23 protein-coding genes are annotated in these 17,998 nt (G+C 60.2%); 16 read left to right on the top strand and 7 right to left on the bottom strand.

The genetic code is table 11. The features are described 5' to 3' along the window. Positions 1–8: 8 nt before the first annotated feature. The 4 genes from G502_RS0113670 to G502_RS0113655 all read left to right on the top strand — a co-directional run bounded on the left by G502_RS0113670 (position 9) and on the right by G502_RS0113655 (position 2,833). Positions 9–674 carry an orotate phosphoribosyltransferase gene (locus G502_RS0113670; protein WP_022729241.1) on the top strand — a complete coding sequence of 222 codons (666 nt, stop codon included), beginning with the start codon at positions 9–11 and terminating at the stop codon, positions 672–674. A gap of 43 nt (positions 675–717) precedes the next feature. Next, a complete protein-coding gene (locus G502_RS0113665) occupies positions 718–1,344 on the top strand; it encodes a LysE family translocator (RefSeq protein WP_022729240.1) in 627 nt (208 codons plus the stop codon). A 92-nt stretch (positions 1,345–1,436) separates the two neighbouring features. Then, positions 1,437–1,946 carry a GFA family protein gene (locus G502_RS0113660; RefSeq protein ID WP_022729239.1) on the top strand — a complete coding sequence of 170 codons (510 nt, stop codon included), beginning with the start codon at positions 1,437–1,439 and terminating at the stop codon, positions 1,944–1,946. After that, positions 1,943–2,833 carry an alpha/beta fold hydrolase gene (locus G502_RS0113655; protein ID WP_022729238.1) on the top strand — a complete coding sequence of 297 codons (891 nt, stop codon included), beginning with the start codon at positions 1,943–1,945 and terminating at the stop codon, positions 2,831–2,833. Before G502_RS0113660 ends, G502_RS0113655 begins: the two co-directional genes overlap by 4 nt. A gap of 12 nt (positions 2,834–2,845) precedes the next feature. Here the strand turns inward: G502_RS0113655 and G502_RS22310 are convergent, their stop codons facing one another. Together G502_RS22310 and G502_RS0113640 are read right to left on the bottom strand one after the other, a co-directional pair. After that, on the bottom strand, positions 2,846–3,310 hold the full coding sequence (locus G502_RS22310; protein ID WP_155957859.1) for a DUF6998 domain-containing protein: 465 nt from the start codon (positions 3,308–3,310) through the stop codon (positions 2,846–2,848). A gap of 70 nt (positions 3,311–3,380) precedes the next feature. Beyond that, entirely contained in the window at positions 3,381–3,845 is a 465-nt protein-coding gene (locus tag G502_RS0113640) for an Lrp/AsnC family transcriptional regulator (RefSeq protein ID WP_022729235.1), read from the bottom strand. 116 nt (positions 3,846–3,961) lie between these two features. Between G502_RS0113640 and G502_RS0113635 the strand changes: the two genes are divergently transcribed. The 4 genes from G502_RS0113635 (at position 3,962) to G502_RS22305 (ending at position 6,867) form a co-directional block, all read left to right on the top strand. Then, positions 3,962–5,167 (top strand): methionine gamma-lyase, encoded by a 1,206-nt coding sequence (locus G502_RS0113635; protein ID WP_022729234.1) that lies wholly within the window; start codon positions 3,962–3,964, stop codon positions 5,165–5,167. 462 nt (positions 5,168–5,629) lie between these two features. Further along, positions 5,630–6,034, top strand: coding sequence for a GreA/GreB family elongation factor (locus tag G502_RS21575; protein ID WP_022729233.1), 405 nt, complete (start codon positions 5,630–5,632; stop codon positions 6,032–6,034). Between the two features lie 55 nt (positions 6,035–6,089). Beyond that, on the top strand, positions 6,090–6,521 hold the full coding sequence (rnk, locus tag G502_RS20260) for a nucleoside diphosphate kinase regulator (protein WP_022729232.1): 432 nt from the start codon (positions 6,090–6,092) through the stop codon (positions 6,519–6,521). Between the two features lie 151 nt (positions 6,522–6,672). After that, on the top strand, positions 6,673–6,867 hold the full coding sequence (locus G502_RS22305) for a hypothetical protein (RefSeq protein WP_155957858.1): 195 nt from the start codon (positions 6,673–6,675) through the stop codon (positions 6,865–6,867). A 38-nt stretch (positions 6,868–6,905) separates the two neighbouring features. Here G502_RS22305 and G502_RS20255 read toward each other — a convergent pair whose 3' ends face one another. Together G502_RS20255 and G502_RS20250 are read right to left on the bottom strand one after the other, a co-directional pair. After that, entirely contained in the window at positions 6,906–7,298 is a 393-nt protein-coding gene (locus G502_RS20255; RefSeq protein WP_281170031.1) for a hypothetical protein, read from the bottom strand. Between the two features lie 73 nt (positions 7,299–7,371). Further along, complete coding sequence (locus G502_RS20250) at positions 7,372–8,781, bottom strand: NAD(P)H-dependent oxidoreductase (RefSeq protein ID WP_022729230.1); 1,410 nt, start codon at positions 8,779–8,781, stop codon at positions 7,372–7,374. A gap of 42 nt (positions 8,782–8,823) precedes the next feature. Between G502_RS20250 and G502_RS22300 the strand changes: the two genes are divergently transcribed. From G502_RS22300 to G502_RS0113590, 5 genes are all read left to right on the top strand, one after another. Continuing rightward, entirely contained in the window at positions 8,824–8,988 is a 165-nt protein-coding gene (locus G502_RS22300; RefSeq protein ID WP_155957857.1) for a hypothetical protein, read from the top strand. A gap of 28 nt (positions 8,989–9,016) precedes the next feature. Then, positions 9,017–10,687, top strand: coding sequence for a peptide ABC transporter substrate-binding protein (locus tag G502_RS0113605; protein ID WP_022729228.1), 1,671 nt, complete (start codon positions 9,017–9,019; stop codon positions 10,685–10,687). A gap of 55 nt (positions 10,688–10,742) precedes the next feature. Then, positions 10,743–11,687: an ABC transporter permease gene (locus tag G502_RS0113600; protein WP_022729227.1), complete on the top strand. Its 945-nt coding sequence runs from the start codon at positions 10,743–10,745 to the stop codon at positions 11,685–11,687. Continuing rightward, on the top strand, positions 11,684–12,628 hold the full coding sequence (locus G502_RS0113595; protein WP_022729226.1) for an ABC transporter permease: 945 nt from the start codon (positions 11,684–11,686) through the stop codon (positions 12,626–12,628). The genes G502_RS0113600 and G502_RS0113595 overlap by 4 nt, the downstream gene beginning before the upstream one ends. A 419-nt stretch (positions 12,629–13,047) precedes the next feature. Further along, complete coding sequence (locus G502_RS0113590) at positions 13,048–13,746, top strand: DUF429 domain-containing protein (RefSeq protein ID WP_022729225.1); 699 nt, start codon at positions 13,048–13,050, stop codon at positions 13,744–13,746. Positions 13,747–13,775: 29 nt separating this feature from the next. Here G502_RS0113590 and G502_RS0113585 read toward each other — a convergent pair whose 3' ends face one another. Beyond that, positions 13,776–14,558, bottom strand: coding sequence for a 3-hydroxybutyrate dehydrogenase (locus G502_RS0113585; protein WP_022729224.1), 783 nt, complete (start codon positions 14,556–14,558; stop codon positions 13,776–13,778). 105 nt (positions 14,559–14,663) lie between these two features. Here G502_RS0113585 and G502_RS20245 point away from each other — a divergent pair, with 105 nt between their 5' ends. After that, positions 14,664–14,888: a hypothetical protein gene (locus tag G502_RS20245; protein ID WP_022729223.1), complete on the top strand. Its 225-nt coding sequence runs from the start codon at positions 14,664–14,666 to the stop codon at positions 14,886–14,888. Here the strand turns inward: G502_RS20245 and G502_RS0113575 are convergent. After that, positions 14,878–15,066 carry a DUF1192 domain-containing protein gene (locus tag G502_RS0113575; RefSeq protein WP_026989478.1) on the bottom strand — a complete coding sequence of 63 codons (189 nt, stop codon included), beginning with the start codon at positions 15,064–15,066 and terminating at the stop codon, positions 14,878–14,880. The genes G502_RS20245 and G502_RS0113575 overlap by 11 nt on opposite strands. A gap of 106 nt (positions 15,067–15,172) precedes the next feature. On the opposite strand from G502_RS0113575, the gene G502_RS0113570 reads away from it, so the two are divergent. Both G502_RS0113570 and G502_RS0113565 read left to right on the top strand, forming a co-directional pair. Continuing rightward, the gene (locus G502_RS0113570; protein ID WP_022729221.1) at positions 15,173–16,198 is read left to right on the top strand and encodes an NAD(P)H-quinone oxidoreductase; all 1,026 of its coding nucleotides are present in this window, start codon (positions 15,173–15,175) and stop codon (positions 16,196–16,198) included. Between the two features lie 154 nt (positions 16,199–16,352). Continuing rightward, positions 16,353–17,000 (top strand): DUF1013 domain-containing protein, encoded by a 648-nt coding sequence (locus G502_RS0113565; protein WP_022729220.1) that lies wholly within the window; start codon positions 16,353–16,355, stop codon positions 16,998–17,000. A gap of 81 nt (positions 17,001–17,081) precedes the next feature. Here G502_RS0113565 and G502_RS0113560 read toward each other — a convergent pair whose 3' ends face one another. Continuing rightward, positions 17,082–17,858 (bottom strand): SDR family NAD(P)-dependent oxidoreductase, encoded by a 777-nt coding sequence (locus tag G502_RS0113560; protein WP_022729219.1) that lies wholly within the window; start codon positions 17,856–17,858, stop codon positions 17,082–17,084. Between the last annotated feature and the right edge of the window lie 140 nt (positions 17,859–17,998).

The following is a 17,998-nucleotide window of genomic DNA, read 5'->3' as shown; positions in this document are numbered from 1 at the left end:
GACAGTTCATGACTCAGCTGACAGATTACGCTCGCCTGACCGCCTCCACCCTGCTGGAGATCAAGGCGGTCCACTTCCGCCCGCAGGAGCCCTTTACCTTTACCTCCGGCCGGCGCAGTCCGGTTTATATCGATTGCCGCAAGATCATCTCGTTTCCCCGGGCTCGTGCGGCCCTCATGGATTTGGCCGTGGAACGCCTGATGCAGGAAGCGGGCGTGGAAGCCTTCGATGCCGTGGCCGGGGGCGAGACAGCAGGCATCCCCTTTGCCGCCTGGATCGCCGAACGTCTGGGTTTGCCGATGGTCTATGTTCGCAAGAAGGCCAAGGGTTTCGGGCGTAACGCGCGCATCGAGGGGACCTTTCCGGAGGGCGCCCGCGTCCTGCTGGTGGAGGATCTGGCCACCGACGGCGGCTCGAAACTGAATTTCGTTGAAGCCCTGCGCGAAGCCGGCGCCACGGTGGCGCATACCTTCGTCATCTTTCACTACGGCATCTTCCCCGAAGGTATCGCCAAGTTGGAAGAGCAGGGTGTAAGTCTGCACGCGCTCTGCACCTGGCATGACGCTCTGCAGGTGGCGGCCGAGCGTAACTACCTGGATGAAGCGGGCATCCGCGAGGTTGAAGCCTTCCTGAAGGATCCCGACGGCTGGTCGAAAGCGCACGAGGGGGAATAACCCAACCCGGCAGGTGACCGAAATCAACCACTAGAGCAGAGCCATGACCGAAAGCATCCAGTTAACCCTGATCCTGGGCGCAGCCCTGATCGCCTCGCTCAGTCCCGGTCCAGCCACTCTTGCCATTGCCAGCACGTCCATGACCTCGGGACGCACGTTCGGCCTGGCTCTGGCTTCGGGAGTCATGTCGGGTTCCATGTTGTGGTCCGTCAGTGCCGCATTCGGGCTGGGCGCAATCATGCTGACCAATGCCTGGGCGCTGGAAATCCTGCGCTATATCGGTGCAGGCTATCTTGTCTACCTTGCAGCTGTTGCTGCCAGGAATGCGATGACGGATCATGAACCCCAGACAAACGCACCACCTTCGAGCTCGCACCGTCGGGCCTATGGCAAGGGCCTGGCCATTCACCTGACCAACCCGAAGGCCGCCCTGTTCTTTGGCTCCCTCTACTCCATCGCCATCCCGCCCAGTGCAACACCCCAGGACCTGGCCCTGGTGATTGCCGCCATCGGTCTACAGAGCTTCCTGGTCTTTCACGGCTATGCGTTGCTGTTCTCGATACCACCGGTCGTCCGTGCATACCTGCGCCTGCGTCGCTGGTTCCAGGCCTTCTTCGCCCTGGCCTTCGCCTCGGCTGGCATCAAGGTACTACTGACGCGCATGGCCTGAGAACTGTGAGGCGCCACGACTGGTCAAAGGCCTGTGGTGCGGGGTAATCTTTCCTTGCAATGGCTGGACAGCGACCGAAAGGGCAGCGGGACATGAGCGATACGGGCAGCACAGCAGGATTCGAGGGCGGCTGCACATGTGGCAGGGTTCGCTACCGCATGACGGCCTTGCCGCTTTTCGTACATGGCTGTCATTGCCGCTGGTGCCAGCGCGAAACCGGCAGCGCACTGGCCATCAACGCACTCATTGAAAGCACACATCTGGAACTGCAGGCAGCCAGACCCGAACCAAAGGTAACCCCTTCCGAAAGCGGCAAGGGTCAAAGAATCCTGCGCTGTCCCGACTGCCGCGTGGCCCTTTGGAGCCACTACGCGGGCGCAGGCGAGAAGGTCGCTTTCCTGCGTGTCGGAACCCTGGATGACCCAGATCGCTTCCCACCCGACATCCATATCTACACGGAGTCCAAGCAGCCCTGGCTGCCCTTGCCAGACGGCGTTCCCGTAATGCTCCAGTACTATCGCCGCAGCGCACACTGGCCGCCGGAAAGCCTGGAACGCTGGAAGACACTGCGTGAAGAGATCAACCAGGAGGCGGGGCAATGAAGTCTGTTGCAGCCGGGGTGCTCGAGGTTGCCTACCTGGAGCAGGGCCCAGCAGACGGCCCGCCTGTCATTCTGCTGCATGGTTTTCCCTATGACGTCCACTCTTACGAGTATGTGGCCGCACAGCTTTCGCAACAGGGCTTTCGCTGTCTCATCCCCTATCTGCGCGGCTATGGACCAACGCGTTTCCTGTCGAAGGACACGCCCCGCTCAGGCCAGCAAGCGGCACTGGGGCATGACCTGCGTGCCTTTCTGGACGCACTGGAGATTCCCCAGGCCATCCTGGCTGGCTATGACTGGGGTGGGCGTGCCGCGTGCGTTGTAGCCGCCCTCTGGCCTGAACGCGCCCGGGGGCTGATCAGCTGTGGCACCGGCTATAACATCCAGGACATCGCAACTGCTGCGAGCCCCGCTGAGCCGAAGCAGGAACGGCGTTTCTGGTATCAATACTACTTCCACTCCGAGCGGGGCCGCGCCGGTCTGGCCACGAACCGTCACGCCCTGGCGCGCCTGCTATGGGAACTCTGGTCACCCACCTGGAGCTTCGGTGAGGAAACCTTCAACCGCAGTGCGTCCGCCTTCGACAACCCGGATTTCGTCGAGGTGGTGATCCATTCCTATCGCCACCGCTACGGCCTTGTCTCCGGCGATCCGGCCTTGGACAGCCTGGAAGAGAAGCTGGCCCGTCAACCCGCCATATCCGTACCCACCATCGTGCTTGAAGGCGCGGATGACGACGTGGACCCATGGGAGGAACGGGATCATCACGCTGCGCATTTCACAGGACACTACGAACGCCGCGTCCTGCCCCGCACCGGCCATAACCCGCCTCAAGAGTCACCGGACGCCTTTGCCCAGGCCGTGCTCGACCTGGCTGAACCACGCTGATTTCTTTCAATCTCAAACAGGTGGTGGCCTCAGAAGCGGTAATTTCTCATTTTCTGGAAGGCTTTCATCGAGACTTCTAAGTCGTTTGACAGAGATTTGTCGTGCACCATTGCGCTGCATTGAACCTGCCGCACGCCAAACCTGTTCTCCTGGGCCATTATAAGCGACCTGAACTGGTCCAGCGCTTGAGCGATAGAGTACAATGATATGCTCTGCTTGATGCCGAAATCCGACGACAGTCCCTTGCGTCAGCTTGAGTTCTACCTGGCGGCCATCAGCAGCGATGGCATCATATCCAAAGTTGGAAGCCGGCATTAATTCAAGGTCGAACATGTAGGCAGCGACAACTTCACCAATGCTTCCAACAAGATGGCCATCCAAGGTAAACTTTCTGCCAGGAAACAAGGTCTCCAACTCACTGGAGGCTTCGTAGAGCTGTTCGAGAAGATCAGTGACTCGATCCCAGTTGACATTCATGGGCTTGCCTTCATCCCTCCTGCACGTACAGAAAAGTCTTCACCAACACATGCGCAGCCACAGTTCGCAATCATGGCTTGGGGAAGACCCTTGAGGATTTGACGGTCCCATAGACGAAGCTTGTGGTGATCGAACTGATGCCCTGGATGGCATGCAGGCGGGTCCTTACGAAGTCCTCGTAGGCCTCGAGGTCGGTGACCATGACACGCAGCAGGTAGTCGGCCTCCCCCGTCAGCAGGTGGCAATCCAGGATTTCCTCGATGCTGCGCACCCGCTCCTCAAAGCGCTGCACGACTTCGTGGTCATGGCGTTCAAGGGAAATGCGGATGAAGGCCGTGATCGTCAGCCCGTAGGTCCTGGGATTCACATTGGCCGAATAACCGGTGATGACGCCGGCTTCCTCCAGCAGCCGAACACGCCGCAGGCAAGGCGTGGGCGACAGGTTCACCCGTGCGGCCAATTCCGTGTTCGTCAGGCGGCCATCTTTCTGCAGCTCGCGGATAATCCGCAAATCCTTGGCATCCAGCGCTTTCAATTACCATCTCTACTAGTGAATTATGCCAATAGTAAATAGTTTATTGACATATTTTGACCACCTTCACCAGCAGAATCCTGCAATACTGGCGCGTGAAAGCATCAAAGGAACAGCCCATGAAATCGAACCAGCCCGCCGGCTTCGCCACCCGCGCCATCCATCTTGGGTATGATCCTCAGGACAACGAAGGCGCCCTGACGCCGCCGCTTCACCTGACATCCACATTCGCCTTCGAGACGACCGAGCAGGGTGCTGCGCTCTTTGCAGGCGAAGCACAGGGCCATATCTATTCGCGCATCTCCAACCCCACGCTGGACCTGCTGGAGCGTCGTGTGGCCGCGCTGGAAAGCGCTGAAGCCGGGCTCGCGCTCGCCTCGGGCATGGGGGCCATCACCTCGGTTCTCTGGACCTTCCTGTCTCCAGGAGACGAGGTGATTACCGATGAAACGCTCTATGGCTGCACCTTCTCCTTCCTGCGTCACGGGCTCGAGAAGTTCGGGATTACCGTCACGCATGTGGACCTGACTGACCCGACAGCGCTGGAAACAGCAATCTCGTCCAGGACGCAAATCGTCTATTTCGAGACGCCAGCGAACCCGAACATGCGGCTGGTCGATATCGCAGCAATCTGCACCATCGCCCGGAAGCACGATGCACGAACGGTGGTGGACAACACCTATGCCACGCCGGTCCTGACCCGCCCCATCGAGCTGGGCGCCGACATCGTCGTGCACTCGGCAACGAAATACATGGGCGGACACGGCGACCTGGTTGGCGGCCTCGCCGTCGGCCGCACCGAAGACATCGGAGAAGTGCGCGTGATCGGCATGAAGGACATGACCGGCGCCATCATGGCCCCCTTCAACGCCATGCTTGTGCTGCGCGGACTGAAAACGCTCAAGCTGCGCATGGACCGGCATTGCGAGAACGCCATGGAGGTTGCCAACATGCTGGAGCGGCATCCGGCCGTCTCCACGGTTCACTATCCCGGCCTTGAAAGCTTCCCGCAACATGCTCTGGCCCGTCGGCAGATGCCCGGCTACGGAGGGATGATCGCCTTCGAACTCAAGGACGGACTGGAGGCCGGCAGAACCATGATGAACAGGCTGCAGCTGGTCCGAAGGGCCGTCTCGCTGGGCGATGCGGAAAGCCTGATCCAGCATCCTGCAAGCATGACCCATTCCACCTATACCGCAGAAGAGCGGGCCGCCCATGGCATCACGGAGGGACTGATCCGGCTTTCGGTCGGCCTGGAAGAGGTGGAAGATATCATCGCCGACCTGAAAGAGGCACTGAAGGCGCCGGTTCCGGTATCAGGCTGAGCACAGGCCGCACTCGGGGCCCAGGCAATGGGAGCACCACTTATCGGGGTGCCTGCATATCGACCGCGCCTGCCCCACCATTGCGCGCTGTGCTTTTATCACAAAAACTATGTAAATATGGCGTTTGACTTTCCCAGACGGCCGGCCTAGCCTTTCATCATCATGGTTAAGCACGTCTCATCATACAGGTTCCTGCTTTTTGCAGGCACCCTGCTCGAAGGCTCTCAGCCCCGGGCGGGCTAAGGGCAGACGTGCTCTCCCACCGCTCGGGGCAACCCCACATCCCCTTCGGAATTCTTGAGAAGAACGATTCCGGTCGTTCTGCGGTGGGACGTCATGCACACAGTGATTTCAGAGAAGACTTGCGCGCGTCGTGACGCGGGCAGCCAGATATCCAATTCCCTCAACGCTGATAGCCTTCCAGACCTCGGATTATGGAGTCCGGCCGGGGCATTGCGGCCAATGAAGTGCCAGATAACCAGCAAGGATTACATGCTGCTGGAGCGCCATTTGACCAGGCCAGACCTGGTGCAGGCGATCTCCTCTCTGGCATTGGCACTGATACGGGCCAAACTGTCCGATGCCCAGCTTGTCATGCCCGATGACATAAGCCCCGATATTGCAACGGGAAGCAGTCGCATCGCCTTTTCGATAGACGGGCGGCCCGAGGAAACCCGGGTCCTGCTTCATTCGGAAAGTCACGTCACGACAGGCTTGGGCTTGTCCGTAACCTCCCTGCTGGGCGCGACACTGCTCGGGCTCCGCAGCGGGCAGGAAGTGCCATTGCTTCGGGCAGATGGACGCCTGGGACGGGTTGCCCTTCACCGCGTTGCCTATCAACCCGAAGCCCAGCACGAAGATGAATAGTGAAAGCCATGGGTGAACACCTATGGAACAGGGATGACATGACGGAAGGGTCATAATGATGAATACGCAAAACCGGAACTTAACCAACCTCGAGGATCCTCCCGTGCTGCTTGACGCAACACAGGTGGAGCGGCTTTACGGCTTGGCGGAATCCCTTTCCGTGCGGGAACCAGACGTCGCTGAACGCCTGCTGAACGAGATCAATCGAGCGGCCGTCGTTTCACCTGGTGAACTGCCGCCAATGGTGGTGAGCATTGGCTCCAGCGTCACCTATCATGACGAGACCAGCCAAAGCGAGAAAACCGTCACCGTCGTCTTTCCGCATGATGCCGATATCGCATCCCAGCGCATCTCGGTGCTCACCCCCATCGGGGCGGCCCTGATTGGCCTGGCCGAAGGGTCCGCAATCAACTGGCAGACGCGCAATGGAGAAGTGCGGAAACTTAAGATTACCCGGGTTACTCAACCAGATTCAGACCGGGCGTAAAGGAACAGCTTAATGCGGACTCTGGACCAGCAAATGCTTGGCTCCCCCGGGACGGAGTGGTGATGAACAGGTAAGGTTCACAAGGCTCTGTCCCGGGCAGCCCTCAGACATGCCTTAACGGTTACCTTTGTGATGCGAATGGGATAAAGCCATGAACCCGATACGAAACCTGATGAAGAATTGTGTGCACTGCAATGCGCGCCTGCCGCGATCGGCCATGCGTTGCCTTTGGTGCCTGACACCAATCGACGCCCCCCTTTCCGACAGGAAACTGCTTGCCCGCACCCGCCTTGTGTCGAATTCACCTGTGCTCAGTCTACGCCAACCCAAGGCCGAGAAGGCATGACAGAAACAAGGTTCTGCACAAACCTGTTGGGACTGCACCTATCCCAGTGCCTGACTGGCCAGGGCGTGTAGACGGGGACCATCTGCGGGCCGGGATCCCACTGCCGGCCCCAGAACCATGCGTGTCACGCTTGCCACATGAAGCACCCCCTGCTGCAGGGCCCAGTCATCCAGTCGACTGTCCCGCACCACGTCGAGTCTTTGGAACTTGCCGTAAAGATCATGACTTAAGGCCTTCACCAGCGCCAGGGCATGATCCTCGTGCCTGGCGACCGCAGGGCCGATCTGGTGCCCCAGTCCGAAGCGCCGTACCATGGCACACCCCTGAAGATCGCCTCCAGAGAAGAGGATTCGTCCTTCTCCACGCGCGAGCAGCCACTCCATCAGCTGCAGCCTATTGTCACAAGCGGCCTGCCGGTCGAAGGCGGCCAGCCTTCGTTGCGCGACAGCATACAGGCCTGTTCCCTCAGGTCCCGGTATTCAAGTTGCACCTGGGCAGCTTCAACTAGTTGCTTCTCCACTGGCTCGCCCTGACAGGAGTCAGACTGCAGCTCTGCTGCTTGTCGTAAAGACTCTCTTCCATTTCGCGCCTTATCCGCACAGCACGACCGTCGGGCACTTCCACATCCGCCCAGGTGACAACCTCTCCCTCGGCCACGGCCCGCGTCAGCTTCACGCCATGTGCCAGGCCGATGGGCAGACCACCCTTCTCAAGGGAATCCCGGGCACGCATCAAACGGCCCCAGACAGTGTAGCCGCCTTCTCCATCCAGCATCTCACCGGCGTCCAGGCCGCGCTTGGCGACGGAAACCACATCGGCGTTGAAGGCTTCGGATGTGCCGGTGGGCTCACCGCGCAGAGCTGCATTGGCGACAGAGACCGGCAGTTCCAGTCCGATCAGATGTGTCGGCCTGAACAGCGTGGCATAGCGGAAGGAGGGATCCGTCACCACCTGGTACTCCCGGAAACAGCGGCGGACATAGTCAGCGCCAGCACCGCTTTCATCCATGGCCTCGAAGGTCACATAGACGCCCCAGCGCAGGTCGCCGAAGACATGACGGCCATCGCGCTCCTCGCTGGAGACCACCTCGACCATGCCGGTCTGCTCCAGGACACCTCCCTGATCGCGCGGCTTGAGCACTTTTGGCAAGTCATGAACACCTGCTGGCGGGAAGAGCAGGCCGTCTCTGGGCGCAGTCAAACCGGCCGCATTGGATACGGCCGCCATCTCGATACCCGATTTGGTACCGTCCAGGAAGGAATTGAACATCTGCGGGTTCATGCCGCCCTTCTCGGCCTCTTCCGGCGTCAGGCCATAGTGCTGCCAGACGGTATCGGGCGTGGAAGCGTGATAGCCCGGCAGGTACTTCGTCCCCTTGCCGGCCGCCACCACACGGAAGCCGCAAGTGCGCGCCCAATCGATCATCTCGCAGATCAGCGCCGGCTGGTCACCATAGGCCATGGAATAGACCAGGCCCGCCTTGCGGAACTGCGCAGCCAGACGAGCTCCGGCCAGGACATCGGCCTCGACATTCACCATGACCATGTGCCGGCCCTGCTCGGCCGCCAGGAGTGCATGCTCCAGTCCTGCTGTGGGATGCCCCGTCGCATCGATCACGACATCCAGTCCATCCGCACGGATCAGGTCGTCCACAGTGTCGGTGATACAGGTACGGCCTGTAGACAGGGCATCCTGGAAGGAGCCTGTGACAACGGCATCGACATCCCATCCGGTCGTCTTCAGGGCTGTTCTCGCACGCTCCGGCGAAAGGTCGGCAATCGCCAGCAGATGCATGCCCGGAATGACACGCGCTTGAGCGAGGAACATGGAACCGAACTTGCCGGCACCAATCAGGCCAACGCGGATCGGGCGCCCTTCCGACTGGCGGCGCTGGAGCATCGTATAGAGATTCATGGGTTATCCTGTAGCAAGACCATACAATCGTGGAACATGGCCATGGAACGCCACCTGAGCGCGATCATGGCCGACGGCAAACATGCCGCAAATGCATCACCCACCGCAACAGACTTCCCGACAACCGAGATCGCCAGACCTTCCGGGGCAGAGCAGTGCTCTAACGGCGGCGCATCACATCTCGCACTGCACTTCATCCTGCGTTAGGCTGCGCGAACCTGGATGGGAGGGATAAATGCGATTTTTCATGAAGTTGGCCGCTTTGCTCCTGACGGCGGCGTTGTCTGTCTGTGGTCCCGTGGCAGCCTTGGCGGAGACCCTGACCATCGGCATCACGCAGTACCCCTCGACCCTGAACCCCAATATCGACAGCATGCTGGCCAAGAGCTACGTCAACGGCATGACCTCGCGCCCGCTGTCCCATTACGACCATGATTGGCAGGTCACCTGCTTCCTGTGCAGTGAATTGCCGACGCTTGAGAATGGCGGCGCCGAGAGGGTTTCTCGCACGGAAGACCGCGATGGCCTGGAGGTCACCTTTCAGTTGAAGGACGAACTTGCATGGGGGGACGGTACACCGGTTACCAGCGAGGATGTGGTCTTCACCTGGGAAGTGGGGAGTCATCCGGATTCCGGGATCAGCAACGCTGAACTCTATCGGCGAATCGAGGACATCACCGTTCATGACGACAAGACCTTCACCTTCCATCTGGACAGAGTGACCTTCGCCTACAATTCCTTTGCCGACTACCGCCTGCTGCCTGCGCATATCGAAAGCGAAATCTTCGAGGAAAACCCGGCCCAATATCGAAACCGCACCGCATTCGACAGCGACCCCACAAACCCCGGCCTCTCACTTGGACCCTACCGGGTCAGCAACCTGGAACCCGGTGCCCGCATCATTCTGGAGCGGAACGAACACTGGGCCGGGAAAGACCCCAGTTTCGAGCAGATCGTGGTGCGGATCTTCGAGAACACCACGGCTCTTGAAGCCAACCTGCTGTCGGGCTCCATCGACATGATCGCAGGCGAACTGGGCCTCAGCATCGACCAGGCCCTGGCCTTCGAAGAGCGGCACGGCGACAGCTACGACATCCTGTTCAAGCCGGGCCTGATCTACGAGCATATCGACCTGAACCTGGACAACCCCATCCTGGCCGACCGGCGCGTGCGCCAAGCTCTGCTCTATGGATTGGACAGAAAGGCCATCAACGAGCAGCTCTTCCAGGGCAAACAGCCGGTGGCCCTGACATCGGTCAGCCCGCTGGACTGGGTCTTCGAGGAGGACGTCCGGGATTACAGCTACGATCCCGACAAGGCCGCAGCCTTGCTGGAAGAGGCCGGGTGGAGCGAGGTGCGCGATGGCGTGCGCCATGATGCAGCGGGCACGCCTCTGCGCTTCGAGATCATGACAACGGCCGGTAACCGGACACGTGAGTTGATACAACAGGTCCTGCAGAGTCAGTGGCAGGCCATTGGTGTTGAACTGGTCATCCGCAACCAGCCCCCGCGGGTGCTCTTCGCCGAGACGCTGAACCAGCGCGAATTTGATGCCATGGCCCTTTTCGCCTGGATTTCCAGCCCGGAGAGCGTACCGCGCACCACCCTGCATTCTGAAGAGATCCCCACCGCCGACAACGGTTGGGTCGGCCAGAACTTCACCGGCTTCGCAAACGAACGCATGGACAGTCTGATCGACCGGATCGAGGTCGAGCTTGACCGCGAAAAGAGACGTGAGCTCTGGGGCGAGCTGCAAACCCTCTATGCCGAGGAACTGCCCGCCCTGCCCCTGTTCTGGCGCGCCAACAGCTTCATCCTGCCGAACTGGCTTGAAGGACTGCGGCCCACCGGACACATGGGCACCTCGACCCTCTGGGTTGAGGACTGGCATCGGGCATCCGACTGAAAACATGGCAGGGAACATGACAGGTTCGTCAAACAGCATGAAGGACCACAGTTGAATGGGTGCCTTTCTCGCACGACGCCTGCTGGAAGCACTGTTCGTCCTGCTGGCCATGTCCTTTCTGATCTACGGGCTGATAGCCTTGATGCCAGGTGATCCCGTTGACCTGATGATCTCGGCCGATCCAAATCTCACTGCCGCGGACGCCCAGCGCCTGAAGGCGCTCTACGGCCTCGACCGCCCGTTTCACGAACGTTACTGGAACTGGTTGACGGCGGCGCTGTCCGGCGATCTCGGATACTCCAGGCTGTTTGCCGTCCCGGTCACCGATGTGCTCCTGCCGCGCCTGGGCAATACACTGCTTCTCATGTTCGCGGCCCTGCTGGTGTCCTTTGTCATTGCCCTGCCAGCCGGCCTACTCGCCGCGCGCAAGCCCGGCAGCACTGCTGACATCGGGATCAACCTGCTGGCCTTCGCCGGTCTGTCCCTACCCTCGTTCTGGATGGCCATCCTGCTGATCCTGCTGTTCGCAGTACACTTGGGCTGGTTTCCGGCCGGCGGAACCGGTGATGGTGGTGTTGGGGACAGGCTGTATCATATGGTCTTGCCTGTCATAGCCCTCAGCATCACCAGCATCGGCACGCTGCTGCGTCATGTGCGTGCCTCCGTACGCGAGGCCATGCGTCAGGATTACGTGCGCACGGCCCGTGCAAAGGGACTCAGCGAAAACCGCATTCTCTATGGCCACGTTCTGCGCAACGCGATGATACCGGTCGTCACGATTCTTGCCCTGGACATGGGCACTCTGTTCGGTGGGGCGCTGATCACAGAAACCATCTTCGGCTGGCTGGGCATGGGCAAGACGATCTATGACGCCGTCATGGGTAACGACTACAACTTGGCCCTGGTCGGACTGCTGCTGGCAACAGGTACCGTCTTGCTGGCCAATATTCTGGCCGACCTGGTCTATGGCTGGCTGGATCCAAGGATCCAATACGAATGAGCCAGTCAAGCAACCTCTCGGCCAGCCAGAGGCATGCCATCGGCAGTGCCGGTATTTCCTATTGGCGGCGTTTCCTGGCCCATCGGCCGGCTGTGCTGTCGCTTATCCTGCTCACACTCTTTGCACTGGCGTGCGCCGCTGCCCCTCTGTTCGAGGTTTGGCTGGGCCACGAAATGGAGCAGGTCAACCTGCTGGCCCGTTATGCGCCGCCTTCACCTGAACATCCCTTTGGCACCGACGAATTGGGCCGCGACACCCTGATCCGGCTGCTTTATGGCGGGCGAATCTCCCTGGCCGTGGGCCTCATGGCCGCGCTGTTTGCCGCTGTCATCGGCACCACCCTGGGAATCTTGGCCGGTTATCTGGGCGGACGGCTTGATGCCGTTTTGATGCGGCTGACAGACACGGTGATCGCCCTGCCGCTGCTGCCGCTGTTGATCATCATGGCCGCCATCGACCCGACCAAGCTGGGGGTGCCGCGCGACATTGCCGACTCCACCCTGCTGAGCTTCTACCGCATTGTCATCCTGATCGCGCTTTTCGGCTGGACCACGGTTGCACGCCTTGTGCGCGGAGCCACGCTCAGCCTGAAACGCCGGGAATTCATCATTGCCGCAGAAGCCCTGGGGGCCGGGCCGTTGCGCATCATGGTCCGACACATACTGCCCAACGTCTTCTCGCCCCTTGTCGTCGCGACGACGCTTTCGATCGGGAACATTATCCTGCTGGAATCGGCCCTGTCGTTTCTGGGTCTGGGTATCCAGCCGCCCCTGCCCAGTTGGGGCAATATGCTGACCGGGGCCCAGGAACTCATCTGGCAGGCTCCCTTGCTGGCCATCTGGCCGGGCCTGCTGATCTTTCTGACGGTCATTTCCTTCAATTTTCTGGGGGATGGCCTGCAGGACGCTCTGGACCCGCGCGCGGGAAGGTCACGCCGTTGAGCGGGGACCTTCCAGGGGAAGTGCAAGGCAAGGGGCAAGGCTTTGAAATTTATGAGGGCCGCAGGTCTCGTCGGAGACCTGCGGCCCTCTTCTTTTAAGCCTTGCCCTGTGCAACTTGCCTGGAAACGAACCCTAAAGACAACCGAGGCAAAGAATCAAGCCTTAAGATTGCATTCGACTCATCGCAGACAGACTCAGACTGCATGCAACGAATTCTTGGGGGAACAGTAGAACTGGCAGAAGGCGCAGGGTTGAAAGCGAACGGCTGCAACCAAAGAAAATGCCGCCGAAAGGATCGGCGGCAAGTTGCACAGGGAGACTCGCAATCGAAGAATGATAAGCGGAAATACTATTGGCCGGATCCCGCTTGCGATATCCATACTGCAACAACAATACTAAGATAAGGTTAACACAAAGTGATGATCAAAGACAGCAGATATGCTGGCCTTGATGGCTGTCGTGGCGGGTGGATTCTCTGCTGCTTCGACAATGAACAGAGAAACTTGAAGTTTGAACTTCTAACGGACTTGCCGAACGACCTGCCGGATCGATTCGCCATGCTCGCCGTCGACATGCCCATCGGCCTGCCGAATCACGGCCGACGGCAATGCGACCTGGAGGCCCGCGCATTGCTGCCCGGTCGTCTGCGCAGCCGAATCTTTCTGGACCTAAGACGCCCCCTGCTTGAGTGCAACACCTTTACACAGGCCAATCGGCTGGCCCGGGAGGATGGACACGGCTTGAGCAAGCAGGCCTGGAACCTCCACCCGGCGCTGCGCAGCCTTGACGCGATTCTGACACCCGCGCGCCAGGCACAGGTCATCGAGGCTCATCCTGAACTGGTTTTCCACCGCCTGAATGACTGGCAAGCGGTGGCCGGCAAGAAAACTGCTGCCGGACAGCACAAGCGCCTGGACCTGCTGGCAGAGGCGGGCATGACGGGCGTCGGGGAGAGCCTGCCCCACCTGCCGCGCAAGCTGGCGGCCATGGATGACTTTCTCGACGCGGCGGCCTGCGCCCTGGCGGCCGCCTGGCATGCCTCCGGAAAAGGGCGGCGGGTGCCCACAGGATCCACGGAACGAGACCAGCGCGGACTGCTTATGGAAATCCACTACTGAAAGACCGATCCTATGAGCCCCGGCCTGGTTCAGCGCGCCGTCCACCCTCCGTCCAGGGTCACGGGTACACCCGTCATGGTGTCGGCCGCCGGCGAACAGAGGTACAGGGCCGTTGCCCCAAGCTGTTCGACAGTCACGAACTGATGATGCGGCATCTTCTCGGACAGGAGGATCTTCTTGGCTTCCTCCTGGTCGACATCCTGCTTTTCCGCAATGGCATCCACCTGCTTCTGTACCAGGGGGGTCAGCACCCAGCCCGGACAGATGGCATTGCAGGTAATTCCGCTGTTGGCCGTTTCCAGGGCTGTCACCTTGGTCAACCCCATGACGCCGTGTTTGGCAGCTACATAGGCGGATTTCTTCTCGGACGCTACGAGGCCATGGGCAGAGGCTATGTTGATGATTCGTCCCCAGCCCTGGCTGCGCATGTAGGGCAGCACCAGCCGGGTGGTATGGAATACGGATGACAGATTGAGCGAGAGGACTGTATCCCATTTCTCTGGCGGGAAGTCTTCCAGGGAATCCACATGCTGAATACCGGCATTGTTCACCAGGATGTCCACGCCACCGAAATCGGCTTCGACACGGCGCATCATCTCCTCGATCGCCTCGCCATCCGTAAGGTCCGTGTCCTCGTATCCGACGGCCATGCCGTGGCGTGACCGCAAGTCCGCTTGCAGCTTCTCGATTTCCTGCGGGTCACCAAATCCGTTGAGAACGATATTGGCTCCCTCCATGGCGAATGCCTCGGCAATTCCCTTGCCGATGCCACTGGTGGAACCGGTTACCAGCACTGTCTTGCCCTTAACCACGCGTCACTCCTTTCCTGACTGTCCTTGCTCGCTTGAAGGTCAGAACCAGAACAGCCTTCTCGACGGGCTCTGGTCAAGGACGAAGGAAAGAGTCATCCTGTTGTCATGATGGAAAGTCTGGTTGCCTGGACGATACTGACGCTCGGCTGGCTGCTGCCGCTCGTCCATGTGACGCTGTCTTCAAGGGGCGGTCCCTGGCGTGCCCCGCAGGGAGCGGGCTGCCCGCTGAGTCCCCGCCTGGGCTGGCTGGTTCTAGTGCTCCTGGCCGGCCCGCTGGGCTGGCTGCTCTTCATGAAGGCTCGGGAAAGAACCCCGCGTGTCAGGTCTTGAACAGTTCGGCCGCTGCACTGAGATGCGAACCCTTGGCGGAGATCTTCTCCTTGACTCGCTCCATTTCCGCTTCAAGCTCAGTAAGATAATCCTTGAGCTCAGCGATGCCCATCAATTCCAGATCGCGTCCGACAGGTAAGCTGCGCCGCGGCACCTCTTCTTCCGGATCCATCTCCATCCTTCATCTCCAAACCATTGACCACCACCTCGAAGCCTGATCGATTTCAACACAGAACCGTGTTTCTCTTCAATGGAGGAGACTCCAGCAGGGAGCCAGACCAAAGATGACAGACTCCACTCAGATCCAGATACCCGCCCAGATGAACGCCGTCGAAATTGCAGAGCCGGGCGGGCCCGAAGCCTTGCAGGCAACGCAGCGCCCCGTACCCCAGCCCGGTCAGGGCGAAGTGCTGATCGAAGTGGACGCAGCCGGCGTCAATCGCCCGGACGTCATGCAGCGCCAGGGCGCCTATGCCCCTCCTCCTGGCGCATCCGACCTGCCCGGTCTGGAAATGTCGGGCCGCATTGTCGCCTGCGGCGAGGGCGTCGAGTCCTTCCGGATCGGGGACCAGGTCTGTGCACTGGTGACCGGCGGCGGCTATGCCGAATATTGCGTTGCCCCGGCGGCGCAATGCCTGCCGATTCCAAAGGGCCTCTCCCTCCTCGAAGGGGCGGCCCTGCCCGAAACCTTCTTCACGGTCTGGTCCAATGTTTTCGACCGCGGCGGCCTGGAACCCGGACAGAAACTCCTGGTACATGGCGGCTCTTCTGGGATTGGGACCACAGCCATACAGTTGGCATCGGCCTTCGGGGCCGAAGTCTACGTAACTGCCGGCAGTGAGGAGAAATGCCGCTTCTGCGAGGAACTGGGCGCGAAGAAGGCGATCAACTATCGAAGCGAGGACTTCGTCGAGGTCATCAAGCAGGAAACCGACAAGGAAGGTGTCGATGTCGTTCTGGACATGGTTGGCGGCAGCTATATTCCGCGCAACATCAACTGCCTGAAACCCGAAGGCAGGCTGGTCTTCATCGCCTTTCTTGGTGGACCGAAGGCCGAGGTGAACTTTGGAAAAGTGATGATGAAACGCCTCACGATCACCGGCTCAACCTTGCGTGCACGTGATGTGACCTTCAAGGCCGCCATTGCCGCCGCACTGCAAAGCCGTGTCTGGCCCCTGCTGGAGCAGGGGCGCGTGAAACCGGTCATCCATCGCAGTTTCCCATTGGCACAGGCCAGTGAGGCCCATGCCCTCATGGAATCCAGCACGCATATCGGCAAGATCATGCTCTCTGTCCGAAGCGAAAGCTGAGATTCTGCATCCTCAAGTGTGTTTTAGGGCTTTTACCATCGGATAGGGCGTTCTATATACCGCAGTGTAGAAGTTTCCTGACACCTTGAAAACGTCGCCTTCGGGGCGATGCGGCGACGGAGGGCACCAGCTTCGTTGTCGAAGGAGAGTTTTTATGCAGCAACAGCCCCTTATGCCAAAAGCCACGGCGGTCTGGCTGATTGAGAATACCAGTCTGACCTTCGAGCAGATTGCCGACTTCTGTGGCCTTCACAAGTTGGAGATCCAGGGAATTGCCGATGGCGAGGTCGCGGCCGGAATCCAGGGCCTGGACCCTGTGGCCAACAGCCAGCTGACCAAGGAAGAGATCGAACTGGCGCAGCAGGACCCCAAGCGGCGCCTGCGCATGCTGGTTCAGGACCTGCCCAAACCTTCCAAGCGTTCCAAGGGTCCGCGTTACACGCCGGTGGCCAAGCGCCAGGACAAGCCCGACGCCATCGCATGGCTCCTGCGCAATCATCCGGAACTGAAGGACAGCCAGATCGTCAAGCTGATCGGCACGACCAAGACCACGATCCAGTCCATTCGTGACCGCAGCCACTGGAATGCCTCGAACATCCGTCCGAAGGATCCTGTCCTGCTTGGCCTCTGCACTCAGTCAGAGCTGAATGCCATGATCGAGAAGGCACAGAAGGACGCCGCGCGCAGCGGCAAGAGCGTGCCGAAGGCGGTGGAACCCTTCGAAGCCGAAGGTCAGGAAGAGCCAGCCGAGAGCGATGATGCCAACCGTCACGACTACAGTATATTCAAGCTGCCTGAATAAGGCGCAGAGCCTCTATGGCTGAATCAGGAAGGGCGGCCTTCAAAGGGCCGCCCTTCCTGCTTTTCGCAATATGTTTGCGGTCTATTTCTTGACCGGCACAGTGTAATTCAGCGCCAGGCGACCGCCATCGGGATAGATGGTCTGGCCAGTAATGTAACTGGACTCTTCGCTCGCCAGGAAGACGGCGACCGAACCGATTTCCGAGGGATCCCCGACGCGGCCCATCGGCGTGCGCGACAGGATACCCTCCATTTTGGCCGGATCGTTGGCGACGGCTTCGAAGACTTCGGTATGGATCGAACCCGGTCCGATGGCGTTCACGCGAATGTTCTTGTCGGCCAGCGACAGGGCCATCGACTTGGTCAGCTGGTTCACGCCGCCCTTGGAGACCACATAGGGGGTGATAGTGGGAATCGCCATGACACCATTGACCGAGGACATGTTGATGATTGTGCCCGCGGTCCCCTGTTTCACCATCTGGCGGGCCGCGGCCTGGCCGGTCAGAAAGACGCCCTTCAGGTTCACGCGCAGGACGCGATCCCAGTCCTCTTCCTCCAGCTCAAGGAAATCGCAGGCATGAACGATTCCGGCATTGGCAATAGCGATATCCAGCTTGCCGAAGGCTTCGACCGCGCGCGCCACCAGCGCCTCGACCTCTGCCTTGTCACCGACATCGCAAGTGACGAAAATGGCTTCTCCGCCATCACCACGGATCGACTCGGCAGCGGCCTCGCCGCGCTCGGCCGCCACGTCGGCCATGACAACCTTGGCCCCTTCCTTGGCCAGGCTCCTGGCGCAGGCCAGACCAATGCCGGCTGCGGCCCCGGTTATGAGAGCGACTTTGTTCTCAAGACGCATGGGTGTTTATCCTTCAGTTGTTCTGTTGTACGGGAAGGCACGCTGCCACGCTCGGGCCGCAGTCTCAACACTTCTGCCGCGACAGCTCTGCCGGTCCGTTACCCACGACATGCATGCCTGTTGCAGCCCACCGGGCCATT

Origin of the sequence: Fodinicurvata sediminis DSM 21159 (genome assembly GCF_000420625.1) — a bacterium.
Taxonomy (GTDB): domain Bacteria; phylum Pseudomonadota; class Alphaproteobacteria; order Kiloniellales; family DSM-21159; genus Fodinicurvata; species Fodinicurvata sediminis.
Note: the sequence above shows the minus strand (reverse complement) of the source record. Positions and strands in the feature narration are given on the sequence as shown.